19 protein-coding genes and 3 pseudogenes are annotated in these 24758 nt (G+C 68.4%); 11 read left to right on the forward strand and 11 right to left on the reverse strand.

Annotated elements, in window-relative coordinates:
• Window positions 1-67: 67 nt before the first annotated feature.
• Window positions 68-1042: an L-threonylcarbamoyladenylate synthase gene (locus GSY65_RS30565; protein ID WP_159774667.1), complete on the forward strand. Its 975-nt coding sequence runs from the start codon at window positions 68-70 to the stop codon at window positions 1040-1042.
• A 108-nt stretch (window positions 1043-1150) separates the two neighbouring features.
• On the opposite strand, the gene GSY65_RS30570 is transcribed toward GSY65_RS30565, so the two are convergent.
• Entirely contained in the window at window positions 1151-1792 is a 642-nt protein-coding gene (locus GSY65_RS30570; protein ID WP_159774669.1) for a carbonic anhydrase, read from the reverse strand.
• A 658-nt stretch (window positions 1793-2450) separates the two neighbouring features.
• Between GSY65_RS30570 and GSY65_RS30575 the strand changes: the two genes are divergently transcribed.
• Window positions 2451-3548: an IS110 family transposase gene (locus tag GSY65_RS30575; RefSeq protein ID WP_236580127.1), complete on the forward strand. Its 1098-nt coding sequence runs from the start codon at window positions 2451-2453 to the stop codon at window positions 3546-3548.
• An 873-nt stretch (window positions 3549-4421) separates the two neighbouring features.
• Here the strand turns inward: GSY65_RS30575 and GSY65_RS30580 are convergent.
• From GSY65_RS30580 to GSY65_RS30590, 3 genes and pseudogenes are all read right to left on the reverse strand, one after another.
• Window positions 4422-4673 carry a hypothetical protein gene (locus GSY65_RS30580; protein ID WP_159774671.1) on the reverse strand — a complete coding sequence of 84 codons (252 nt, stop codon included), beginning with the start codon at window positions 4671-4673 and terminating at the stop codon, window positions 4422-4424.
• Between the two features lie 316 nt (window positions 4674-4989).
• The gene (locus GSY65_RS30585; RefSeq protein ID WP_236580128.1) at window positions 4990-5736 is read right to left on the reverse strand and encodes an RHS repeat-associated core domain-containing protein; all 747 of its coding nucleotides are present in this window, start codon (window positions 5734-5736) and stop codon (window positions 4990-4992) included.
• Between the two features lie 878 nt (window positions 5737-6614).
• A pseudogene (locus tag GSY65_RS30590) lies at window positions 6615-7378 on the reverse strand (IS5 family transposase).
• A gap of 423 nt (window positions 7379-7801) precedes the next feature.
• Between GSY65_RS30590 and GSY65_RS34785 the strand changes: the two are divergent.
• Window positions 7802-8898, forward strand: a pseudogene (locus tag GSY65_RS34785) (IS110 family transposase).
• On the opposite strand, the gene GSY65_RS30600 reads toward GSY65_RS34785, so the two are convergent.
• Window positions 8882-9544: a TetR/AcrR family transcriptional regulator gene (locus tag GSY65_RS30600; protein WP_159774673.1), complete on the reverse strand. Its 663-nt coding sequence runs from the start codon at window positions 9542-9544 to the stop codon at window positions 8882-8884. The pseudogene GSY65_RS34785 and the gene GSY65_RS30600 overlap by 17 nt on opposite strands.
• Before the next feature lie 595 nt (window positions 9545-10139).
• Between GSY65_RS30600 and GSY65_RS30605 the strand changes: the two genes are divergently transcribed.
• The 8 genes from GSY65_RS30605 to GSY65_RS30640 all read left to right on the forward strand — a co-directional run bounded on the left by GSY65_RS30605 (window position 10140) and on the right by GSY65_RS30640 (window position 18230).
• Window positions 10140-11192, forward strand: coding sequence for a Gfo/Idh/MocA family protein (locus GSY65_RS30605; RefSeq protein ID WP_201452722.1), 1053 nt, complete (start codon window positions 10140-10142; stop codon window positions 11190-11192).
• Window positions 11189-11968 carry a hypothetical protein gene (locus GSY65_RS30610; RefSeq protein WP_159774677.1) on the forward strand — a complete coding sequence of 260 codons (780 nt, stop codon included), beginning with the start codon at window positions 11189-11191 and terminating at the stop codon, window positions 11966-11968. The genes GSY65_RS30605 and GSY65_RS30610 overlap by 4 nt, the downstream gene beginning before the upstream one ends.
• 47 nt (window positions 11969-12015) lie before the next feature.
• A complete protein-coding gene (locus GSY65_RS30615; RefSeq protein WP_159774679.1) occupies window positions 12016-13317 on the forward strand; it encodes an ABC transporter substrate-binding protein in 1302 nt (433 codons plus the stop codon).
• 14 nt (window positions 13318-13331) lie between these two features.
• Complete coding sequence (locus tag GSY65_RS30620) at window positions 13332-14294, forward strand: carbohydrate ABC transporter permease (protein ID WP_159774681.1); 963 nt, start codon at window positions 13332-13334, stop codon at window positions 14292-14294.
• Window positions 14291-15184 carry a carbohydrate ABC transporter permease gene (locus GSY65_RS30625; protein WP_159774683.1) on the forward strand — a complete coding sequence of 298 codons (894 nt, stop codon included), beginning with the start codon at window positions 14291-14293 and terminating at the stop codon, window positions 15182-15184. The genes GSY65_RS30620 and GSY65_RS30625 overlap by 4 nt, the downstream gene beginning before the upstream one ends.
• Before the next feature lie 57 nt (window positions 15185-15241).
• Entirely contained in the window at window positions 15242-15997 is a 756-nt protein-coding gene (locus GSY65_RS30630; RefSeq protein ID WP_159774685.1) for a sugar phosphate isomerase/epimerase family protein, read from the forward strand.
• 41 nt (window positions 15998-16038) lie between these two features.
• Window positions 16039-17124, forward strand: coding sequence for a Gfo/Idh/MocA family protein (locus GSY65_RS30635; RefSeq protein ID WP_159776558.1), 1086 nt, complete (start codon window positions 16039-16041; stop codon window positions 17122-17124).
• A gap of 101 nt (window positions 17125-17225) precedes the next feature.
• The gene (locus GSY65_RS30640; protein WP_159774687.1) at window positions 17226-18230 is read left to right on the forward strand and encodes a sugar phosphate isomerase/epimerase family protein; all 1005 of its coding nucleotides are present in this window, start codon (window positions 17226-17228) and stop codon (window positions 18228-18230) included.
• Between the two features lie 158 nt (window positions 18231-18388).
• On the opposite strand, the gene GSY65_RS30645 is transcribed toward GSY65_RS30640, so the two are convergent.
• The 6 genes and pseudogenes from GSY65_RS30645 to GSY65_RS30670 all read right to left on the reverse strand — a co-directional run bounded on the left by GSY65_RS30645 (window position 18389) and on the right by GSY65_RS30670 (window position 24704).
• On the reverse strand, window positions 18389-19885 hold the full coding sequence (locus tag GSY65_RS30645; protein WP_159774689.1) for an MDR family MFS transporter: 1497 nt from the start codon (window positions 19883-19885) through the stop codon (window positions 18389-18391).
• Window positions 19886-20059: 174 nt separating this feature from the next.
• A complete protein-coding gene (locus tag GSY65_RS30650) occupies window positions 20060-20956 on the reverse strand; it encodes a VOC family protein (protein ID WP_159774691.1) in 897 nt (298 codons plus the stop codon).
• A gap of 174 nt (window positions 20957-21130) precedes the next feature.
• Window positions 21131-21712, reverse strand: coding sequence for an NADPH-dependent FMN reductase (locus GSY65_RS30655; RefSeq protein WP_159774693.1), 582 nt, complete (start codon window positions 21710-21712; stop codon window positions 21131-21133).
• A 133-nt stretch (window positions 21713-21845) separates the two neighbouring features.
• Window positions 21846-22598, reverse strand: a complete 753-nt coding sequence (locus tag GSY65_RS30660) for an alpha/beta fold hydrolase (RefSeq protein ID WP_159774695.1) — start codon at window positions 22596-22598, stop codon at window positions 21846-21848.
• Between the two features lie 64 nt (window positions 22599-22662).
• Window positions 22663-22959 (reverse strand): annotated as a pseudogene (locus GSY65_RS30665) (FAD-dependent oxidoreductase); the annotation flags it as partial.
• Window positions 22929-24704, reverse strand: a complete 1776-nt coding sequence (locus GSY65_RS30670; RefSeq protein WP_328707524.1) for a low temperature requirement protein A — start codon at window positions 24702-24704, stop codon at window positions 22929-22931. The gene GSY65_RS30670 and the pseudogene GSY65_RS30665, both read right to left, overlap by 31 nt.
• Window positions 24705-24758 lie beyond the last annotated feature (54 nt).

The following is a 24758-nucleotide window of genomic DNA, read 5'->3' on the forward strand; positions in this document are numbered from 1 at the left end:
GCCGGTCCGGATCGGCGATCGGTGATAGGCACGTCGCGGAGGGCGCGGTGGGAGAATTGCTCGAGTGATGGCAAGAACCCCCGATATCGAGAAGGCAGTCGAGGTACTGCGCACCGGCGGCCTGGTGGCCCTCCCGACCGAAACCGTCTACGGTCTGGGCGCCAACGCCGAAGATCCCGTCGCCGTTGCCCGTATCTTCCGGGTCAAAGGGCGCCCGCCGTCCCATCCGCTGATCGTCCACATCGGCGGCGCGGAGCACCTGGACGACTGGGTCCAGGAGGTGCCCGCCACCGCGCGCCTGCTGGCCGAGCACTTCTGGCCGGGACCGCTGACGCTGGTCCTGCGGCGCGGCCGACGGGTGCCGCTCGAAGCGACCGGCGGATTGGAGACGGTGGCCGTGCGCGTCCCCGACCACCCCGTGGCACAGGCGCTGCTGTCGGCCTTCGGTGGCGGTGTCACCGCTCCGTCCGCCAACCGCTTCGGCTCGGTCAGCCCCACCACCGCGGACCACGTCCGGGCGGAGCTCGGTGATGCCGTCGACTTCGTGCTGGACGGTGGCTCCTGCGAGGTGGGTGTCGAGTCGACCATCGTGGACGCCACGGGCGACATCCCGAGCATCCTGCGGCCCGGCGGGGTGACCCGCGAGGACCTCGAAGCGGTGCTGAAGTGCCCGATCACGGTCCCTTCGACGAGCCAGGTCCGCGTGCCGGGCCAGCATCCGTCGCACTACGCGCCCCGGGCGCGGGTCGTCCTCGTCGAACCGGAGAAGGTCGTCGCTGAAGCGGAGCTCGCCCAGGAGCTGGGCCACCAGGTCGGCGTCTTCCTTCCGCCCTCCCTCACCGACGCCTCCGTGAAGGTGCACGCCGTGGTGGCCCTTCCCGCCTCGACGGCTGCCTACGCACGCGGGCTGTACGGATTCCTGCGTGAACTCGACCAGCGAGGGTGCGACCTCATCATCGTGTCTTTGCCGACGGAGGAGGGGCTGGGACTGGCGATCGCCAACCGGCTGCGCCGCGCCGCCGGGCCCCGGCCCACGGTGTGACCAGCACCCACGCCGCTCGGTGTTCCCGTCGGCGCGACCAACCCTGATGGCGCCCGTGGAGTCCCTTCCGGCCGCGGCACATTCTCGGGGCAGCCGCGGCCGGGGTGGTCAGGACGCGGTGGCGACGTGCGTGTCGAGGCCGCGGGCCGCAACGAGCTGCGCGCTGCCGTCGGCCAGCCGGTAGCACAGGCCCACCACGGCGGCCTGGCCGGCGGCCACCTTCTCGGCGAGGACGCGAGAGCGGTCCAGCAGCAGGTCGACAGTGTGCCTTACGTGCTCGGCGAGGACCTCCTGTGGCTCCACCCGTCCGGCGGCTCGCGCCGCCAGCACGCTGGGGGTCACCCGCTCGACCACATCCCGGATGTAGCCGGCCGGGGCCATGCCGTCCTCCAGCGCAGCGCACGCCGCGCCGACCGCCCCGCACGAGTCGTGGCCGAGCACCACGACCAGCGGGCAGCCCAGCACGTCAACGCCGTACTCGATGCTGCCCAGCACTTCCGCCCCCACCACGTGGCCGGCGGTGCGCACCACGAACAGGTCGCCCAGGCCGCGGTCGAAGATGATCTCGGCGGCCAGCCGGGAGTCGGAACACCCGAACAGCACGGCGAAGGGCTGCTGGCCCGGGGCGATCTCGGCGCGGCGGGTGGCGTCCTGGTTCGGGTGCTCGGGGGCGTTGGTGACGAAGCGCTGGTTACCGGCCAGCAGCAGTTCGAACGCTTCCGAGGGCGTCGCAGTGGAGATATCGCTCATGGCCCGCAGCCTACGAGACGGCACCAGCCGTCGCACCGCCTGATCGCCTCGGTCATCGCCGGGGCGGCCGATCCCGACGCCTTGGGCATCATCCCCAGCCGCGACGCCAGAGCGGCCTCGGCCCGTGTCCTCAGCGCGCCACCCAGTCGCCACGCCTCCTGCGGCCAGCTGCCGCAACGCCGAATTCGACTGCCGGCTGGCTTCACCGGACGAGTTCGCTGCGACCATGGACCGTTCAGGGCTGCCCTGCGTTCGTGCCGTGGCCGACGAAGGACAGCCGGTAAGGCAGCGGCAATGACTGGCCGTCAATGCCGGTCACTAACGGGCGACTAGCCAAACCATCGTCAGCCTGCCCAGGCCAGGTTGAGCACCGGTTCGGAAGAAGCCGTCCGACAGTGATCGAGTCATGCCGTTGTGCCGAGATCAATGGGACGGTTACGCAGTGCCGTCCCGCACGGGGGTCTGACTCATGAGATCTATGACCGAAGTGTCCGGTCACGGACCTGTCGACTGCCGTTGCGGGATGCTGCCTGCCACCGAGCCACAGGGCGTGTCCCCATAGGTGCCTTGCCGAGTTTCAGGCTCCATCACGGTTCAGACCGCCCGAGCGGGCCGGTGCCATTCACCCAGCACGTCACCACGCGGGAGGCGAACCACCATGACGACCAGACAACGCAGCATCCCCTCCAGTACGGATCCTCCCGTGCGGAGCGAGGTCGTGCTGGGCGTGGACACGCATGGTGAGGTGCACGTCGCCGCCGTGATCTCCACGCTCGGGAAGATGCTGGGCACCGAGACCTTTCCGGCCACGGCGGCCGGCTACCGGCGGCTCCTCGTACGGGCACGCAGGCGGGGGACGGTGCGCCGGGCCGGTGTGGAGGGCACCGGCACCTTCGGCGCGGCCTTGTCTCGCTACCTGCTGGCGCAGCTGGTCGAGGTGTACGAGGTGAACCGCCCCGACCGCTCGGCCCGCCGGCTGCTGGGGAAGTCGGACCCGCTCGATGCCCAGGCCGCAGCGCGGGCCGTGCTCAGTGGTCGCGTCCGGGCCCGGGCCAAGTCCGGCGACGGTCCGGTGCACAGCGCCCGGATACTGAAACTCGCCAAGGACTCCGCAGTCAAAGCCCGTACCCAGGCGGTAAACCAGCTCAAAGCCGTCCTGGTCATCGCCGATCCCGCACTGCGGGAACGACTGTCCAGACTGGGCAACCGCGAGCTGTTCCGCACCTGCAGACGCCTCGGCCCAGACGATGGCGAGGACGGCGAGAGCGCGGTGGCCCAGGCCACCCACATGACCCTGAGCATGCTCGCCGAGCGCATCGAACAGCTCACCGGGCAGATCGATGAGCTGAACCAACGCCTGACCCAGCTCGTCGAACACCACTCCCCACAGTTGCTCGTACCGGTGGGCATCGGTCCGGACAGCGCCGTCACCCTGCTGATCACCATGGGAGACAATCCCGAGCGGCTGAACACCGAGGCGTCCTTTGCTGCCCTTTGCGGAGTCAGCCCCATCGAGTACTCCTCCGGCCGGTGGAGCACGCGCCGGCTCAACAACGGCGGCGACCGCCAGGCGAACGCTGCCCTGCACCGCATCGTGTCCACCCGCCTGCGCCACGACCCGCGCACCCAGGCGTACTACGAACGCCGCACCCAGGAGGGCAAGACCCGCCGTGAGAACATCCGATGCCTCAGGCGATATGCCGCCCGAGAGGTCTTCAACCTGGTCAGAACGGTACCCGCCGTTCCCCCGTTATAGGGGCGTCCGTGAGACGTGAGAGGGTCTGGGGCGTGAGCGAGACACCACCGAACACCCTGCAATACCGCTTCGACGGGCCCGAAGACGCTCCGGTCCTGATCCTCGGTCCCTCACTGGGTACCACATGGCACATGTCGTAGAAGCCGTCCACCGCCGTCCATCCAGTCCTGAGTGGGCATATATATCCCATTTCGGGATCCCGTGTCGAGAGGGTGTCCACGGGGTTTGTGACTCGCCCGTGACAGCTGGCAGCGCGACGAAGCCCCCGTCGGCTGGTGGTGTTTTGGTCCGGCTCGGCTGCGTGGCTGGCGCGGTGGTGGAGATCGCGCGCTGAGCCTCGACGTACTTGATGTGGGCTTCTTCTGTGGCGGCTTTCCGGGGGGATGCGCCTGTGGTGTGCCGCTTCGATGTCTGCAACGCGCCTGTGCTCGGAGGTAGTGCTGGCGGGCGTGATCTCCTGGGTGGTCTCCGCAGGCTGGTCTTGGGGGGGTGTTCGACGGTGTCGGTCCGTTCGCCGGCTGGGTGTGGCTGGCGGTTGCCGCGGACGTGGGCGGGCCCGCGCTGCTCGTGTCGGAGTCGGCGCGGGCCCTACTTCGGCGGTGGGCCAGTGCAGGGCGCTGACTTCGGTCGACGAGAGTGCGCGGGGGTAGACATGGACGTCGGCGACGGTAGTAGCCCTTCGACCTCGATATGCCGAACGCCTGGGCGGCGTCCTTGACGCTCGTGGTACTCCGGGTGGCACGGGTGTGCTTGAGGCTAAACGGTTCGTGCTGTAATTCGCTGTTCTGGCTGGGAATTCCTGCCAGTAGTGCCTTTAATGAACACGGCTCTGTTCGTCCTCTACTATGCTGCCGGCTCTCTATGGCTGGCCACTCACCGATCAAGGTCGCGTCGAAGACCGATTCTGGCAACCCAGAGAAGTATCGCTGCCGCAATAATTTGCAGCCCAAGGGAAACGATAGTGGCGTGGCCGATTGGATAGATCGAGGGAACCAACACGCCTGCCCCGACTATGACTAGCATAACCGGAATCCAGAGAGGATCACGCGCCCCTTTGAGCTGCCACACGGCTGCACCAGCGGAAAAAATTTCCACCAGCGCCAACGTGATCTGCAGGTAAGTCAACGGAAATTCCTATCTTCAATCAGATATCGACCCTCGATGCCGGCGGATCGAATCAATTCAGCTTGTGAGTTGGCCGTGCATCAACTTGGAATCTCGCCACATCGCATTCATTCTTGCGAAGGCGCGTCCTGCGTCATTGTATCCCTGCAACTCCACGCGCCGCACGGGAAGAGATCGTAGAGGCATAGCGGCGAGTGGCGTCAATGCACATATCGGCGCATCTTGCCAGGAGTCTCAGTCCCGATTGCGCGGAGGGGAGCGGGTGAATCACACTTGCTCCCCTCCGCTCATTGAGACGGGGATCGAGTGCTGCTAGTTAATCGGTGGGACCCCACTCGCCGTTGTCCCAGTAGCCGGCGATGGTGTAGTCGCCGAAGAAATTGATCCAGACCTTGAGTCGCGGCTGCTCGGCATACAGCCTCCAGTTCGTTGTCTTGTGCTGAACCTGGCCGTGGTAGTAGCGGTAGTAGCGACTGTAGTGGTAGTCGTACCGCCAATACGCTTCCTCAATGTAGACGCCTCCCATGAAGGAGGCTTCCAGCGTCTGGAAGATGGCTCGGATATGGCCGGGCATCGAACTGTAGAAAGAGGGCTGCCAGCCGGTGATGTGGCTGTAGCGCCCCTCGTAGTACCAGGGGGTTGTTGCGTTGCTGCACTGGCTGCCCGTGCGGTTGTCACCGCAGACGATCATGCGACCGTCGAGGTCGAATTTATTGACCGGGTCCTGGGCGGTGTAGTCGTAGGAATTCGCGCTTCCGCCGGGAAGTGGGTCAGTGCTGAGGAAGCGTCCGTTGGCGGGGTTGTAGAGGCGGGCGCCCATCAGGATGTCGCCGGTGGGTGTTTCGGCGGAGCGTTCTTTGCCGCCGAGCCAGCGGTAGCGGGTACTGCTGGTGCCGGCTATGGGATTGCCGTACTCGTCTGTGGCCGTGACGGAAACGGCCGTGTTCGGGTCGTTGGTGGGCAGAGTCATGGTGACGTCTCCGTGCAGGTTTGTGAGCTGCAGGGTGACGTCGCCGTTGCTGGAGTTGTAGGTCGCCCCCAGTGCCCCGCCGAGGTCAGGCACGTTCCTGGTGTAGGCGCCGGTGGAGGTGTCCTCGACAGTCCATGAGGGGCGGTCTGAGGCTCCGTCGTAGTGGCTGGTCTTGGAGGCGGTTTGGGTCCAGGTGCCGGAGGAGTTGGATTCGCCGGTGTAGGCGCGGAAGCGTCCGGCGGGGTCGAGTTGCCACGTGGTGCGCTGGCTTCCGCTGGTCTGCCGATAGGCGAGGTCGTTGACGTAGTAGGCGGTGGTGGTGCTGCCGGGCTCGCTGGTGGTGCGGCCGAACGCGTCGTAGGTGTAGCCGTTGTCGACGAGGCGGTCGGCGGTGTCGTAGGTGTGGGTGGTGGTGGTGCCTCCGCTGGTCGGGCAGCTGGGAGTGGTGCCGTCGGTGGTGGTGGCGCCGCGTCCTCTCGGCCCAGTCGATTCCGCAGTAGATCAAGGCATCCTCCCCATGGTGTGGGTGTTTGCGCTGGTCACGAGCGCATGCGGGCCACGCAGCGACCTAATTCCAGGACTCGGCGACAAGGCCGGTCCGCCACCTCACCAGCCGTTCGTGGCACCAGCGCGTCACACGGGCCTCGGTCTCGACGGGAGCTCGCAACGCTCGGGCGTTTCGAGAGGTCACCATGCAGCGGGCTCGCACCACCAACGTCAACGAGCAAACACGGCCTGGGGTGGCGGCGGTCACGCAGGCACGAGCGCTTCGCTCTTCGCTCAAGGCTTCTCAAGCCAGGCTTCGTGTAGGAATCCGTCCGACGCCCACGCGACCACCACCACGAGCACGGGGACTGCACGCCGCTCTATGCGGAGATCTCATTGAACCCGGTTCGCCGGAGGCGTCGCAGTCCCGTACTCGAACAGCCCGCTGGAGCGACAACCGCTCTGTGTGGGCCGCTGAAAACGAATTAGGCTTCGTGGATGTCGTCGCGTCGTTCCCATCGGATACGCAGGCGACGGAAGCCGTGCAGCCAGGCGATCGTTCTCTCGACGACGTACCGGAAGACGCCCAGGCCAGAGCCGTGTTCCTCACCTCGTTCGGCGATGACCGGGCGGATGCCGCGCTGCCAGAGCAGGCGCCGGTACTTGTCGTGGTCGTAGCCGCGGTCGGCCAGCAGGGCGTCCGGCCGCCGCCGGGGACGGCCGACGGTTCCGGCGACGGCGGGGATCTTGTCGAGCAGGGGCACCAACTGTGTGACGTCGTTGCGGTTGCCGCCGGTCAGCGACACTGCGAGCGGGATGCCTTGGGCGTCGGTGATGACGTGGTGCTTGCTGCCCGGCCGTGCGCGGTCGACCGGGCTGGGTCCGCTTTTGGGCCCCTGCGGGCCGCCCGGATGTGGGAGGAGTCGATCACCGCCCGGGACCAGTCCAGCTTCTTCGCCGACCGCAGTTGCCTGAGCAGCACCAGATGCAGTTCGTCCCACACGCCGGCCTCGTTCCAGGCGGCCAGGCGACGCCAGCAGGTCATGCCCGAGCCGAAGCCCAGCTCCTGGGGCAGGTACTCCCACTGGATGCCGGTGTGCAGCACGAACAGGATGCCGCACAGGGCCTGGCGGTCCGGTACCCGCGGCCGGCCCTCGACCAGCTTCGGCCCCGGTCCGGGCAGCAACGGCTCGATCAGCGCCCACAGTTCATCCGACACGATCCACGGCCGCGACTGACGATTCCCCACGACCAGTCCAACGAGCCGGCACGACAACAGTCACATGATCAACAACTTCTGTTAGGACCTCTTATGGGGATCGACACCGATCAGGATCACAGGCTGCTGCTTTCGCACTCGATGAGTCAGGAAGGGGAGTGCGGTGGGCACCCTGACTTGAAGTCACCGTGTCACCTTCATGCCTCTGTCGAGCCACACCGCGCGGGTGTCGGCCGGCGACGGCACGCTATTGGTGAGCCAGCCCGAGGGCGGCAAGGGGCACTGCGGGCCCGTGCCGACCGACACCCTGGACGCTACGGCTGCAGACCGAGCATCTGGGCTCGATGCAACAAGTCAGGGGCCTTGCCAACGATCAGGCGCCATCACGGTTCAGACCGCCCGAGCGGGCCGGTGCCATCCACCAGCACGTCACCACGCGGGAGGCGGACCACTATGTCGACCCGACAGAGCAGTACCTCCTCGAGCACGGATCCTCCCGGTCGGCGCGAGGTCGTACTGGGCGTGGACACGCACGGCGAGGTGCATGTCGCCGCCGTGATCTCCCCGCTCGGGAAGGTCCTGGGTAACGAGTCGTTTCCGGCCACGGCGGCCGGCTATCGGCAGCTACTCGTGTGGGCCCGCAAGCGGGGTACGGTGCGCCGTGCCGGCGTGGAGGGCACCGGCACCTTCGGCGCGGGCCTGTCCCGCCACCTGGTGACCCAGCAGATCCAGGTGTTCGAAGTGAACCGGCCCGACCGGTCGGCCCGCCGACTGCTCGGGAAGTCGGACCCGCTCGACGCGCAGGCCGCCGCGCGAGCCGTGCTCAGCGGTCGCGCCCGGGCCCGGGCCAAGTCCGGCGACGGTCCGGTGCACAGCGTCCGGATCTACAAACTCGCCAAGGACTCCGCGGTCAAGGCCGTACCCAGGCGATCAACCAGCTCAAGGCCGTCCTGGTCATCGCCGACCCCGCCCTGCGGGAGCGGTTGTCGAGCTTGGGCAATGCCGAGCTGTTCCGAACCTGCGAGACCCTCAGCCCGCCCGATGGTGGGGGAGACGAGGACGCGGTGGCCCAGGCCACCCACATGACGTTGCGCATGCTCGCCGAACGCATCGAACAGCTCAGCGGACAGATCAATGAGCTGAACCAACGCCTGACCCGGCTCGTCGAGCGTCACGCCCCACAGCTGCTCGTACCGGTGGGCATCGGCCCGGACAGTGCCGCCACTCTCCTGATCACCATGGGGGACAATCCCGAGCGGCTGAACACCGAGGCGTCCTTTGCCGCCCTTTGCGGAGTCAGCCCCATCGAGTACTCCTCCGGCCGGCGGCGCACGCGTCGGCTCAACTACGGCGGCGACCGCCAGGCCAACGCGGCCCTGCACCGCATCGTCTTCACCCGGCTGCGCCACGACCCGCGCACCCAGGCGTACTTCGAACGCCGCACCCAGGAAGGCAAGACCCGGCGTGAGATCATCCGATGCCTCAAGCGGTATGCCGCCCGAGAGGTCTTCAACCTGGTCAGACCGGTTCCCGTCACCCCCGCGTTATAGGGGCGTCCGTGAGCTTGGCGCCGAGGGACGCCACGAAGCCGTGGCCCGTTTGCCACCGCTCGATGGTCGCCTCAAGGAGGGCGCGCACAAACCCGACGAGGTCCAACTCGGGGTTGAGCAGCCACTGGATCTCGATGCCGTCAAGGAGTGCGACGAGTGCTCGGGCCTCTGGTTCGATCCGTTCCTCGCGAAGGGCGACTTGACCGGCCTCCTGAGCCTCGCGCAGGTGCATGGCGAACTCGGCTACCACCTTGTTGTACCTGGCGACAAAGAATTCCCGTGCGGGATGCTCAGGGTTCGACGCCTCCGTGGCCAGGGTCAGGAAGAGTTCGATGAAGCCACGGTGAGTCGTGTGGTATTCCATCAGCGAGCAGATGGAGCGAAAGTACTCCAGGCCCGTTCCGCTGAGCACCACCGCTTCGCGGTCCCAGTAGTCGAGGACAGCGGTGAGCAGCCCCTCCTTGTCCCCGAAGTGCTTGATCAGCGCCGCGTTGGTCACGCCGACCTCCGCTGCGATGTGGCGCAGGGACCCTGCCGCGTAGCCGTACTGGGCGAAGATTTTTGCAGCCGCCTCCACGATCTGCCGTCTGCGTTCGATGCCCTTGCGGTACGGGCCTCGTGATGACTGCGAAGCCTGTTCTGCCATAGCCAGTTGGCCCTTCCTCGTTGTGCTCCGATGGCGCAGTCCCGGCACAGTTGGTCTTGGGCGCGGTTCGCCGCTTCAGGTCCGACATCCCGGGTCGGCTTGCTGAGCAGGTATCCGCACAGCTCCCCTTCGCAGCCGCCCCGCTGCCGATGTGTCCGCCGACCCGGCAATGTGGCTCGCGGCCCGGCGAGGATGACTCCGTCTCGGCGTCGGCAGGCGGGCGACAGCGGCCGCGGGCCTGGCCTCACCGCACGCCGCGTCCCGCGACCTGTCCGTAACAAGGCGATCTGCCGCCCTCCACGCGGAGGGACACGTGTCGGCATCCCGCGTGTCTCCTCCCCTGCAGCACTCTGTCGCCGTGCCAGATCCGAACATCGCTCGCCGAACCGGGCGAAAGGGAACGGTGTCAGATCCTGTCGTTCAACCCCTTGTCCAAAAGCTACCACTCGCTTACTGTTCCGAAAAGTAAGCGAGTGGTTTCCATGTGATGCCCGCCACGTTAACCGTCTGCCTCGCGCTGTCAGCGCCGCCGGTTCAAGATCACACAGGAGTTCTTCAGGTGCCCTCATCGACTCCGACCGACACGGTCCAAGCCGTGAGCTCCCGTCTCGGCGTGGGGTTCCTGGGCGCGGGCCCGGTGACTCAGGCGATCCATCTGCCGACGCTCTCCCGACTCACCGAGTTGTTCACCGTCGCCCATGTCATGGACGTCGACGCCGATGTCGCCTCTGCGGTCGCCGCCCGAGTCGGTGCCCGGCACACCGCCTCGGTGGACGCCCTCCTCGCGGACCCGGGCGTGGAGGTTGTCGCGGTCTGCAGCCCGCACCGGTTTCACGCGGAGCAGGTCATCGCCGCCTGCCGGGCGGGAAAGAAGGCCGTGCTGTGCGAAAAGCCGTTCGCCGTCTCGGTCGAGGAGGCCGCCCAGATCTCCGCGGTGTCCGCGGAGACAGGGGTGCCGATCATCGTCGGGGCCATGCACGCGTTCGATCCAGGGTGGCTCGCAGCCGAGCAGCTGTGGGGTGACCTGCCCAAGACGGCCCACACCCTGCGCTCCTCGGTCGTGCTGCCGCCGAACGCCCGCTTCGAGGACTTCGCGACCGAGGTCATCGCCCGCCCCAGCGTCAATGAGCCCGACACCACCGACCCCGCGGTCATCGCGGCCACGCTCGCGGGCGGCATCCTCGGCCTGGCGATCCACGACCTGCCCCTCGCGCGGCGCTTCGTACCCTTCTTCGACGACCTCGCGGTCCTGCGCGCGGAGGTCGTCGAACCCGTGGGCTACGTCTTCCTTCTCCGGGCCGGCGGCCGTACCGTCGAGCTCACCGCCCAGATGTCCTCCGGCGCGAGCGCCGCATGGAAGCCCGACTGGACGTTCGAGGCCATCGGCCCGGATTCGTCGCTCAAGGTGACGTTCACACCGTCGTACGTTCAGGCCGGCTCCGCTGTCGCCGAACTCACGGCACGCGGCCGTACCACCATCGCGGGTCCGTTCGGCCACAACGGCTACGAGGGCGAGTGGCGGCGTATCGCCGGAATCCTCCGGGGCACTGATCCGGCGCCCGGCGCGCCGGCACTCATCGACGACCTGAGCTTCGCCCTCGCCATCGCCGAGGGCGCCCGGACTCACATCCTGGAGGCTGCAGCATGACCGTCGCACTCACCGTCGACCCGACGCAGGTCCCGGGACTGGCCGAGGTCACCGCCTCGCTTCCCCTCTCACTCGCCCCTGCTTCCTCGCCTGCGCAGCTCGCCGCCGTCACCGGCGCGCCCGGGTGGGCCGTTCGCGCCGAGGAGGCGATGGCCAGGGGGGCTGTGACCGTCGTCGTGGAGTCGCCCTCCGCGGACGACAGTGCCGCCCGGCTCGGGGGGGAAGCCGCCGCCCGCACCGTGCTGGGCTGGGCCTTCGCCGCCAATCCCGGCGTACTGGCAGCCGGCGACGCCGCAGGTCCGCTGCGGGAGCGGGCCGTTTTCGCCGACGCGCAGCTGCGTGTGCCTGCGGGCACCGATGTCGACGCCGCGATGCTCGACCTGCTCACCGCGACATCCCGCGTGGCCGGCGCCTTCGGCATCCGTCGGACGCTCCACCGGGACTGCGACGGATGGCATGCTGCAGGCCACCTCGACACGGGTGCCCCGTTGAGCCTCTCCGTCGTCGTGAGCAACGCAGCGCCCGCCTCGATGCGGCTGCGGCTGCTGACGGCGGACGGCAGTCTCACCGCCGCCGTTCCGGCACCGGACACGGCCGCACCGGCCGAAGTCCGGATCCTCACACCTGACGGTGAACGCCTCCTTCCCACTCTGTGGGAAACATCCCGCCGCGCAAGCTGGCGGCGGGCCGTGGCAATCGCCACGGGGGCCACCGTCTGCCGCGACGTCGCCGAACTCCACCGCATCACAGCACTGGCCGTCGCCCTGCGGGGCTGAGGTCACGCCGTTCCACCGCCGCCACTCTCCATGACGAAGGACCAGCCATGAACCCATCCCAGACCGCGTTCACCCGCCGCGGCTTCCTCGGACTCGCCGCTGCCGCCGCGGCCGCGCCCACCCTCTCCGCCTGCGGTGGCTCCTCGTCCTCCAGCAGGAACAGCATCGAGTTCTGGGACATGCCGTGGGCCACGCCCGCGTACAACACCGCAGCGAAGAAGATCACGCAGTCGTACGCCCCCGCCTCGGGCGACCGCAGAGCGAACTACCAGATCATCCAGTGGAACAACTTCTACCAGACCTTCTCCTCGGCCATCGCCTCCAAGACAGGCCCGGCCGTCTCCACCGGCGCCGGCTTCCAGGCGTTCCAGTTCGAGCAGCAGGGAGCGATCGCGCACGCGGACAACGTCATCGACGCCTTGAAGAAGAACGGCCAGTACGACGACTTCCTCCCGGGCGTCCTCGAACCGTTCAAGTCGGACAACGGCTACGTCGCCGTGCCGTGGCAGATGGACATGCGCGTGTTCTGGTACCGCAAGTCCCTGCTGGACAAGGTCGGCGCCGCTGTCCCGACCGACTGGCCCTCACTGCTCCAGGCAGGCAAGGCCCTCAAGAAGGCGGGCGCGATCGGGTTCTGCACCGGCTCCGGCGCAGGCAACAACATCGGCAACCACTTCCTCATCGCCATGATGCTCAACAACGGCGGCGGGGTCTGGACCCCCGACGGGCACTTGGACCTGCTGAACGACCGTAACGTCGAGGCCGTCGACTTCGTCCGCGAACTGGTCTCGAACGGCGTCATCGATCCGGGGGCCGTGAGCTACACGACGAACAACATGGACGCCCAGTGGAAGGACAAGCAGGCGGGCTTCGGGCTGTACGTGCTGGGCCTGCCGCAGCGCGTGGGCGACACCTCGGGGGACATCATGGCCGCGAGCCCGCTGACGGGACCGCACGGCGACAAGGCGGCCCTCGTCTTCCTGAACAACATCATGATGTACAGGAACACCCCGTCCCAGCCCTCGTCCGAGGCGTTCCTCGTCTACTACCTGGGCCGCATCAAGCAGCTGTGGCAGCAGAACCTCATGAACTCACTGCCTGTGTTCAAGTCCATCACCGCACTGCCCGAGTTCACCAAGGACGCGAACAACGTCAGGATCCTCAAGGAGTACCAGCCGATCGCCAAGACGTCCGCCGCCCGCGGCACGGCCCTCAGGGCCAACCTCGCAGTCCTCGACGGCGGCCAGGCGATCAACCAGTTCACCCAGACGGTCCTGGGTGGCAAGACGGACGCGAAGAGCGCACTGCGCACGTTCCAGTCCGGCCTGCAGTCCGTCATCACCTCCTGACGGGAGCCCCTTCCATGACCACCACGACGAACGGGCTGGCCAAGGCCCGCCGCGGTGTGACCCCCGGCGGTCCTGGCCGCGCCCCCGCGAAGCGTCATCCCACCAGCCCGCTCAGGGCACAGGCGACCAGAACGTTCTTCTGGCTCCTGCTGCCCTCGGTACTCCTGCTGGTTCTGATCAACGGCTACCCGCTGGTCTACGCTGCGATCCAGGCCACCCACAGCGGCTCGCTCATCGACGCCGGCCGCTTCGTCGGCCTGGACAACTTCACACACGTCCTGACCTCTGCGGCGTTCTGGAAGGCTGCGGAGTTCACCGTGGTGTTCACGATCGTGGGCGTGTTCGGCTCGTGGCTCGTCGGCCTCGGCCTCGCACTCCTCCTGCGCACCCGCATCCCCGCCCGCGGCGTGTTCAAGATCCTGCTGCTCCTGCCGTGGGTCGTGCCGATCGTGGTCTCCTCGACCGCGTGGAACTGGCTCGTCGCCACCCCGCAGAGCCCCGTCCCCGCCCTGTTGCACTCCCTCGGCCTGGGCACACCGCTCTTCCTCGCCGACCCCACCCTCGCTGCCGTCACGGTCTGCGTCTTCAAGGTCTGGGTCAGCTTCCCGTTCATGATGATGATGTCCGCCTCCGCGCTGGCCTCCGTCGACCCCAGCGTCTACGAGGCGGCGAGCATGGACGGAGCCGGCCGCCGGCAGCAGTTCACCAGGATCACGCTTCCGCTCATCGCACGCTCCACGTACATCTCGTGGATCCTCATGACGATCTTCTGCGTCAACGACTTCCCAACCATCTACCTGCTCACCGGTGGTGGCCCGGCCGACGCGACCAACTCACTCGTCGTGTTCGCCTATCGCACCGTGTTCCAGAACTTCCAGACCGGCCCCGGCGTGGCTGTCGCGTTCCTCATGACCGTCACCCTCGTGGTCGTCTCCGCCGTCCTGTACCGCCAGATCCGAAAGTCGAGCGTCGAATGAGCACCGTCCTGCACACCCAAGCCGCTGAAGCGGCCGACGGGGCCGCCGCAGGCGGCTCCCCCAGGCGCCGCACCGTCTTTGAGGCCGAAGTACGCGGGCGCTGGTGGCGCTTCGCCCTGATGCTCGTGATCACCGCCGTCGTCCTCGTCCCCATCGCCGTCGTGGCCGTACTCGCCTTCACCCCCGGCGCCACGAGCACGACCACCGGTTTCACACTCGAGAACTTCACCAACGTCTTCACCCAGACCCTGGCATCCACCTGGCTCGGCAACAGCCTCCTCGTCACGCTGGTCACCGTCGTCGTCTCCGTCGCGGTCGCCGCCCCGGCCGGGTACGTCCTGTCCCGCGGACGCTCAAAGGCCGTCTCGGGCTATTCCCTCCTGCTGTTCGTCATGCAGTCCCTGCCGGTCATCACCTCAGTGGTGCCCCTGTTCATCCTGTTCGCCGACCTCGGCCTGGCGGACCACCTGCTCGGCGTCATCATCGTCTACGTCGCCTCGACCATGGCCGTCGCAACCTGGATGATGGCCGCCTACTACGATTCGATCCCCGTCAGTCTGGAGGAGGCTTCCTGGATCGACGGCTGCTCGGTGTTCGGCTCCTTCCTGAGGATCGTTCTGCGCAACAGCCTGCCAGGGGTGCTCTCCACCGCGATCTTTGCATTCCTCCTCGCGTGGAACGACTACCTCGTCGCCATCGTGTTCCTGCGCACCGACGTCAACTTCACCCTGCCCATCGGCGTCGAGTCCTTCTTCCAGCAGAACACCACCGACTGGGGCTCCGTCATGGCCCTCGCCGTGGTCATGATGCTCCCGCCCGTCGCCGTGTTCGCCACCCTCAACAGGTACTTCAGCGTCGGCGGCATCGGCGGCTCCCTCGCCGGCCGCTGATCCCGAGCCCGCGCGAACCCTCTCTGCGCACCACCACTGCCGAAGGAACACTTCCCCATGGCCTGTTCAGTCCAGCTCTACACCGTCCGCAACGCCATCGCCGACGACCTTCCCGGGACCATCCGGCGCCTGGCCGAGATCGGCTACACCCAGGTCGAGCCCTACGACTTCGCACGCCTTGCCGACGCGCTGGCCGACGCGCTCGCCGAGAACGGCATCACCGCCCCGACCGGCCACGCCCCCCTGCTGTCCGGGAACCAGGACGAGATCTTCGCAGCCGCTCAGCGCCTCGGCATCGGTACCGTGATAGAGCCCTACGTCCCGGCCGAACACTGGCAGGATGCCGAGACCATCCGACACACGGCCACCAGGCTCAACCAAGCCGCCAAGAAGGCCGCCGAGCACGGCATCCGCGTCGGCTACCACAACCACGACTGGGAACTCTCCTCGAAGATCGAGGGCAGCACGGCGCTCGAGTTCTTCGCCGCCCTGCTCGACCCCGAGCTCGTCCTCGAGATCGACACCTACTGGGCCGCGGTCGGCGGCGAAGACCCCGCCGCACTGCTGGAACGGCTCGGCGGACGGGTCGTCGCGCTCCACATCAAGGACGGCCCCGTTAACACCGACGTCCGAGCCCAGCTCCCCGCAGGCCAGGGCGACATGGACATCTGGAATGTGATCGCCGCGGCGAAGTCCCTGGAGGTCCGCGTCGTCGAGTTCGACGACTACGCGGGCGACATCTTCGACGGCGTCACCGCCTCGCTGCGCTACCTCCAGGCCGGCACCCCGGCGGCGCAGGGAGCCGCGAAGTGAGCCGCCGCACGCTCGGTGTCGCAGCCATCGGGTACGCGTTCATGGGCAAGGCCCACTCACAGGCATGGCGGAACGTCCGCGCGTTCTTCGACGTACCGGCCGCCGAACAGAGAGTGCTCGTCGGCCGGGACGCCGAGCAGGTCTCGAAGGCCGCGGAGCACTACGGGTGGGCGGAATCCGCAACCGACTGGCAACAGGTCATCGGCCGCGACGACATCGACATCGTGGACATCTGCGCCCCGGGCGCGCTGCACGCCGAGATCGCGATCGCGGCCCTCAAGGCCGGCAAACACGTGCTCGTGGAGAAACCCCTGGCGAACACCATCGCCGAGTCCCAGGCCATGGCCGCGACCGCCCGGGCCGCCCGGGACAACGGGATCCAGTCGATGGTCGGGTTCAACTACCGACGCGTGCCGGCCCTTGCCCACGCCCGCCAGCTCATCGCCACCGGCCGCCTCGGCACCGTCCGCGAGGTCCACGCGTCGTACCTGCAGGACTGGCTCGCCGACGAAGCCGCGCCCATGACCTGGCGGCTTCGCAAGGAGACAGCCGGATCCGGAGCCCTGGGGGACATCGCCTCCCACGCGATCGACCAGGTCCAGTTCCTCCTCCGCGACACCGTCACCGATGTCTCAGCACGCCTGCACACCTTCACCCGCCGGCGCCCCGGTCCCGACGGGGTCGAGGACGTCACGGTCGACGACGCCGCCTGGGCCACGCTGAGCCTGGCCGGCGGAGCCGTCGCCTCCGTCCACGCCTCACGGGTGGCCCTCGGACGCAAGAACTCGCTGCGGATCGAGATCTACGGCTCCAAGGGGTCCCTGGCATTCGACCTCGAACGGCTCAACGAACTCCAGTTCCTCGACGCGACAGCGGGTCCGGCCGAAGAACAGGGCCTCCGGCGGATCCTCGTCACCGAGCCCGGGCACCCCTACATGGACGCATGGTGGCCTGCCGGCCACACGATCGGCTGGGAGCACACCTTCACCCACCAGGCCCGTGACTTCCTCACGGCCATCCGCGACGGCATCCCGCCCTCACCCTCGTTCGAAGACGGGCTGCAGGTCCAGCGCATCCTCGCCGCGATCGAGGAATCCGCCGCCACACCCGCCACCGTGCACCTGTAGAGCACGCGAAACACACCCCCGTTCCAGCCGCTGCCTCCCCCCGCAGTCCCGCTTTCGGCGAAGACCGACCACGCGAGCCGACGAACCCCCGGAGAGCACCCATGCCCCGCCCCTTCACCCTCTTCACCGGCCAATGGACCGACCTGACACTCGAGGAGGTGGCCCGGTACGCCTCCGACTGGGGCTACGACGGTCTCGAGATCGCCGTCTCCGGCGAGCACCTGGACGCCTGGCGATGGGACGACGACACCTACATCGCCGAACGCCTGGACATCCTCGAACGCCACGGCCTCGAACTCTGGGCGATCTCCAACCACCTCAAGGGCCAGGCGGTGTGCGACGACCCGATCGACTTCCGCCACCGGACCATCGTCGGCTCCCGGGTATGGGGTGACGGCGACCCCGAGGGCGTCCGGACCCGCGCCGCGGAGGAGATGAAGAACACCGCCCGCCTCGCCCGCGCGCTCGGAGCGAAAACCGTGGTCGGTTTCACCGGCTCGAGCATCTGGCACTATCTGGCGATGTTCCCGCCCGTACCGGCAGAAACCATCGAGGCCGGCTACCAGGACTTCGCCGAGCGGTGGAACCCGATCCTGGACGTCTTCGACGAATGCGGCATCCGGTTCGCCCACGAGGTCCACCCGTCCGAGATCGCCTACGACTACTGGTCCACCCAGCGCGCACTGGAAGCCGTAGGACACCGGGAGGCATTCGGCCTGAACTGGGACCCCTCCCACATGCTGTGGCAGGGCATCGACCCCGTCGCCTTCATCACCGACTTCGCCGACCGGATCTACCACGTCGACTGCAAGGACACCCGCATCCGCATGGGCAACGGCCGCGCGGGAATCCTCTCCTCCCACCTGCCCTGGGGAGATCCCCGCCGCGGCTGGGACTTCGTCTCCGCCGGCCGCGGCGACGTCCCTTGGGAAGACGCCTTCCGCGCCCTGACCGCCATCGGCTACCAGGGACCGATCAGCATCGAATGGGAGGACGCCGGCATGGACCGTCTCCACGGCGCGCCCGAAGCCCTCACCGTGCTCAAGAGGTACGACTTCGCCCCCGCCGGCGCCGCCTTCGACGCCGCCTTCGGCAAGCAGGGCTGACCTCCTGCGCGGCTGAAACAGATGCCGGCGGCTGGTGGAAGGAGCCACCCCCCCCCGACAGGTGCATTGCTCCGACTCCCGACTAGGCCGCCGAGGTCATCTTCGACCGCGGCCTCGCCGACTCGTTCCTGACGCGTCGGCAGGGCCGGGTGGGCGAGTCACGCGATCTGGGCATCGGGCTTGGCTGGCGCAGTAGCCCCGGACTTGCCGCGGAGGGGTACTTCCTCGATCAGTACGGAGGCGATCAGTGCGGCAGTTCCGATACAGGCGCCGGTGAGGAAAATCAGGTGGATGGCGTGGGCGACGTCGTGGATGTAGATGAGGCCGCGGGCTGTCTGGGTGGGGCGGGCGGTGACGGTGCCGGTGAACAGGGAGGCGAAGATGGCGATGCCGATGGAGCCACCGAGGTTGCGGAAGAGGTTGGTGGCGGCGGAGGCGGAGCCGATGTCGCGTAGTTCGACGGCGTTCTGGGCGATGGTGCTGGACATCTGCATGCACAGGCCGGTGCCGGCGCCGAGGACCACCATGTAGAGGGAGGTCAGGGTGCGGGGAGTGCCGGTGTTCATGGTGGACAGCAGTCCCATGCCGACGACCGTGAGCAGGGTGCCCAGTACGGGGAAGATCTTGTAGCGGCCGGTCGCGGTCATGACCTTGCCGGCGATGCTGGAGGTGATCAGTGTGGCGATCATCAGGGGTAGCAGCAGGAGGCCGGAGTTGGCGGCCGAGGCTCCTTGGACGACCTGCTGGTAGAGCGGCAGGTAGAGGGTCGCGCCGAACAGGGTGATGCCGCTGACGGTCAGCAGGATCGCGGCGAGGGGGAAATTGCGGTGCCCGCTGTAGATGCGCGGGGGCATCAGCGGCTCGGTGGCGCGCCGTTCGGTGACGATGAACGCGGCGAGCAGGGTGAGGGCGAGGACGGCCAGGCCGGTGGTCTGCCACGAGAGCCAGGCGTACGTGCTGCCGGCCCAGGTCGCGGCGAGCACGAACGCGGATATCGCGCCGGTCAGGAACATGATGCCGAGCCAGTCGATGGTGATCTTCGCGCGGCGCTGCGCGGGCGGGAGGCGGAGCAGCAGCCAGCACCAGGCGATGCAGATGACGCCGACGGGCACGTTGATGTAGAAGGCCCAGTGCCAGCTCAGGTGGCTGGTGACGAACCCGCCGACCAGGGGGCCGCCGAGCTGGCCGACGGCCATCACAGCGGCGGTCATGCCCTGGTACTTGCCGCGCTCTCGCGGCGGAAGCAGCGCGCCGATCAGGGAGAAGGCGCCTGCGCCCATGCCGCCCGCGCCCAGGCCCTGAATGATCCGGAAGATGATCAGCTCGGTCATCGAGCCGGCCGTGCCGCACAGCACGGAGGCCGCGATGAAGAGGGCGACCGAGGTGAGGAAGACCGTCTTGCGGTTGAACAGGTCGCCGAGCTTGCCCCAGACCGGGGTGGAGCAGGCGGTGGCCAGGGTGTAGCCGGTCACCACCCAGGACATGTGGTCCAGGCCGCCGAGGTCGGCGACGACGGTGGGCATCGCGGTGCCGACGATCAGGCCATCGAGCATCGACAGCAACAGGGCGAGCATGACGCCGAGCAGGACCCAGCGGATGTTCTTGGGCACGGTGATGCTGTCGCCAGTGCCGGCCGGTATGGAAGGGGCCGCCATGACCGATCATCCCTTTCTGTGGATCTGGCGTGAAGCGACCCGGCTATCAACGAACCGGTTCGCTACGAATGCGTTTGAGCGAGGTGTGCAGTAGGGCGGGCGCAGAGGGAGCTCGCGGTGCGGCGGCCCGTCGGCGGCCTGCGTGATGCGCCTGTGCAGGCCGCCGGGAGGGTGCTACACGTCCGTGCTGGATGCCGGTTTCGCGGCAGCGTGTACGGAGAAGCGCAGCGGGTTCCCGGAGGGGTCGTGTGTGGTCAGGCTGCGCCCTGCGCGTTGGTGCGGGTGGCCGGCGGCAGTGAGGCGTTCGGCCAGTTGCTCGATCGCCTCCGGGTTGGTGAGGAGCAGGTCGACGCAGGTGAGCCGGGCGGTGTCGGGTTCTGCGGGCGTGCCTCCGTGCGGGCTGAACCGGTTGGTGAGGACGAGGAGGCTGCGGCAGTCGCTCACGCCGACGCCGATGAACCCGTCTCCCAGACGGGCGTAGATCTCCAGGCCCAGCAGGTCGCGGTAGAACGGCTTGGTGCGGGTGAGGGCGGCGTCGGTCGCCTTGAGTTGGACGTGCCCCATCTGCGTCCCGGCCGGCAGGGGTGCGGGCGTGCTCGCGCCGGGCTCGTCGAGGAGGTCCTGCACAGCGATCGGGGTGGAGACCACGACGGGCAGGCCCTCGTCGGTCCACTGCCATTGCTCCTGCGGGCAGGCCCAGGTCACCTCTATCGTGTGGCCGTCGGGGTCGGTCACGTAGCAGGACTGGCTTACGACGTGGTCGCGCGGGTCGACGTCGAGTCCTGCGTCCAGGTGCCGCTGGGTGAAGCGGGCCACGTCCGCCCGGGTGGGCACGAGCGGGGCGAAGTGGCTGAGCCCGGGGCTGGAGGGCGGCGGCGCGATGGCCCCGGCGACCTCGTGCAGGTCGACCAGCACCCGTCCCTCCACGCCCAATTGTGCTCGCTGTGGTTCGCGATCGAGGAGGTGGAAGCCTGCGACCTGCGTGTAGTAACGCACGCTGCGTTCCAGGTCGGCCACCGTCAGCGTGACGGGGCCGAGGGTGAGTGTCTGGTCCATCCGGTAGTCGGTCATGGTCGACCTTTCATCCGTGCTGCGGCTCTCCGGGTACGGAGTGCGTGTGTTTGCCGCAGCGTGGCCTGTTGTGACTTCGTGGCCTGCTGCCGGGCAGCGCACCTCACGAAAGGCACGACGAAGCGGGTGCGGGCCGGGGCCGTCGTGTGAGAGGAGGTCGTGCGGGAGGTGTTTTCAGGAAGCTGCCGGGGCTGCGCCGTTGCGGGTCTGAGCGAGGGCGTTGCTCCAGGACAGGAGCTGGTCGAGCATCGCCGTGAGGGCGGGGCCCTGGTGGTCGCCGGGGGTGAAGGTGGCGCCGAAGTCGGCGAAGTCGGTGCGCAGATTCAAGGTGACCGTCGCGGAGACGTCCGCGAGCTGCAGGGCGCCCAGGACCGAACGCAGGGCCTCGACGGCACGCACGCCGCCGTCGACGCCGTAGGAGACGAGGCCGACGGCCTTGTTGTTCCACTCGGCGTAGACGCGGTCGAGGGCGTTCTTCAGGACGCCGGGGAAGGAGTGGTTGTACTCCGGGGTGACGAGCACGTAGCCGTCGTAGGCGGCGACGGTCGTGGCCCACTGCCGGGTGTGCGGGTGGGTGTAGCGGCCCATGGCGGGCGGGAACGGTTCGTCGATCTGCGGCAGGTCGACCTCGGCGAGGTCGATCAGGTCGTAGTCGGCGTCGCCGCGCTTTCGGGCCTGCTCCAGGACCCACTGTGCGACGCGTTCGCCGGCACGTCCGGTGCGGGTGCTGCCGAGAATGATCGCGATCTTCGTCATCGTGCCTCCGGTAGGTGGAAGAAGCAGTTGGCTGCCCGCCCCGGGGAGGGTCGTTCGGTGACCGCGCGTGATGATCCGCGCGTCGAGGACGACGCCGGTGTCGGCCCACGGGCGGGGAGTCAGAGGGCAGGGTTCAGTGGCCGGTGGCCGGGGCTCGGGGGGCGAGGAAGGAGTCGAGATGGGCGAAGACCGCCTCGGGCTCCTCGCGGATGGGCAGGTGCCCTGCACCAGGGATGAGTTCGAACCGCGCGTGGGGGAACGCCGCGGCGTAGGCGCGGCCGAAGTCCGGGGTGACGACTGCGTCGTCGGCGCCCCAGATCACCAGCACCGGGCAGGTGACGGCGGACAAGCGGGGCAGCATGCCGGCGTCTGCCATGGCCGGGCCTGCGTAGGCGCGCATGGCGGCCATCGACTGCGCCGACGGTCCGCCCTGCGGCGCCGCTCCTGCGGCCGCCGGAGCCGGTGGCCCGGCGGGCACGGTGATCTGCCGGCCGGGTATGACGGGGCCGATGGCGTCCATGAGGACGAGCCGGGAGATCCGGCCCTCGCGGTCGTCCAGGACGGTCTGGGTGGCGACCCAGCCGCCGAACGACGTGCCGATCACCGTCACGTCGTCCAGCCCGAGGTGGCCGAGCAGGTCCAGGTAGGAAGCGGCGAGTGCGGACACGCAGTCCAGATCGTCAGGCCGTACGGTGCCGTCCCAGCCCGGATGAGTGGGCGCGACCACCCTGTGGTCCGGTGCCAGGTGGTCGATCAGGGGCGCGATGCTAGAGGGGCCGGAGCCGCCGTGCAGGACGAGGACCGGGCTGCCGCAGGTGCCGGCCTCGCGCACGTCGAGGTCGAGGCCGGGCCGTACAGGGATGGTGCGCTGATGAGGTGCGGTCATGAGGTGCTCCTGGATGCCGAGGGGGGTTCGGTGGCTGAGGGCGCGGTGGCCGTGAGCGCGAGCTTCACTGGGCCGCCGGGCCGGAGGTGAAGAAGGCGACCATCTGCTCCAGGCCCTTCTCGCCGAACATCGTGTCCAGGTTGGCGGCGGACTCGGCGGCGGACTCCTCGCTGCGCGGGAAGAGGGCCTCCTCATACGCGGCCAGGGCGGCCTCGGTGTCGCCGGGACGGGCGGCGAGTGCCAGGGCGAGTTCGGCGCCGTCGAGCATGGCGAGGTTGGCGCCCTCCCCGGCGAAGGGGGACATCACGTGGGCGGCGTCACCGAGCAGCGTCACGCCCGGGGCGCGGTCCCAGCGGTGCCCGCCGCGGGGGTGCCGGGCCGGTACGCCCGCCAGGCCACCGGCCAGGCAAGAGCAAGCACCGCCAGCACCATCGACACCACGGTGCCGAGCCCCTCCGGGTCCCGTGCCCCCGGGCCCAGCGCCAGTACACCCACGACCACCAGCGCCGGCCCGATCGCCCCCGCGGCCCATCTCGCCCCCCAGCCGGACACGAGCGCGCACACCAGCGCTGTGACGAGGACCAGCGCCAGCACACCGGCCAGCAGCAGTCGACCGGACTGCGGCATCGTGCCACCCGCCTCCTCCACCGCCCGGCCCAGCGCCACCGCGAGCGCCGCCACCGCGCCGGCGAACAGGCAGTGCAGCAACAGCAGCAGCCGCACCGGCAGCGCCCGCGGCACCAGCAACGGCAGCCCGTACGCGCCGGTACGCAACGCCAGCGACCAGACCAGCACCAGCACCACGAACACCCCGGCACCGACAGCACGCACCCCGCCGTCCCACGGCTCCTCACTCGCCGCGGACACCGACTGCACCAGCCCCTCACCCAGCACGATCAGAACGAACAGCCCAAGCCGTTCAGACAGGTGCTCGACATCGGCGGCCACGACCTGCGGCTTCTGCCGCATCCTGCTCCGGGTGTGTTCGACCCGCGCGCGGGCCTCCCCGGGCGGTCGGGCGGCGCTGCGCCGCTCCTCGTGCCGAAACCATCGCATCGCGCGGACTTCAGCGCGGGCCCATTTCTGGTCAATGTCCGCCTGGAGAGTCTCGTGGGTGACGCGGACCATGACCGCCATGTCGATCAGCAGTCCCGCCGCCCACAGCCAGAGGCGGGCGTCCCCGTGCACCCACAACGACACCACCCACGGCGTGAGGCCGGCCCCCAGCTGGATGATCGGCAGATCCGCGACGATCTGCCCGCGCCCGCTAAATACCCGGGACGCGATGAGGCGCACCACGATGTAGGCGAGAGCGAAGGCACGGGCCTTCTCGTCGGACTCATGGACTCCCGGCACGGCGGACGCCATCACAGCCATCCCGAACATCGCGGCCACGACGGCCAGGACGCGCGTTCGTTCCCCCGCCACGTTCCCGTACATGGTCGCCATGACCCAGGCGAACCAGAAAGCGAGGAACAGCAGCACGTACTCACCAAGCGAGGTCCAGCTCGTCCCCTCATGCAGCAGGTGGGCCAGTTGCCCTACCCCGGCGACCGCGATCAGGTCGAAGAACAACTCCAGCCACGAGGCATGTCGCTCACCACCCTCCGGCCCGGAACCCGAGACGGGAGTACTACTCAACGAAGTCGACATAGCGAAATCTTCTCCACTGAAACGCACGTATGTGGCATATGGCGTGATGTCGCAGGCAGGGCGCGCTCCACGCGACACAGGCATGGCCCGCAACCGTGAGCTCTTTCCAGGCTGGCGGTGATGACCGCGAGTTGGACACACCTGCACATCGACGAAGCTCCTGGTAGATGGGTTCTCGACCAAGATCACCCGTGTCAGCCAGGAGCACGACTGGCTCACAACGTGATCGCGCGGGTCGGCGCCGAGTCCCGCGGGCAGGTGCCGCTGGGTGAAGCAGGCCATCTCCGCCCTGGTGGGCACGAGTGGGGCGAAGTGGCTGAGCCCAAGGCTCGACCGGGGCGGCGCGCTGGCCCGGCCACCTCGTGCAGCTCGACCAGCACCAGTCCTGCCACCCCCGGCTGGCTCGCTGTGATTGGCGATCGAGGAGGCGGAAGCCCACGACCTGCGTGTCATAACGCATGCTGCGTGCCACGTCGGCCACCGTCAGCGTGACCGGCCCGAGGGCGA

The organism is Streptomyces sp. HM190 (genome assembly GCF_009857135.1).
Taxonomy (GTDB): Bacteria; Actinomycetota; Actinomycetes; order Streptomycetales; family Streptomycetaceae; genus Streptomyces; species Streptomyces heilongjiangensis.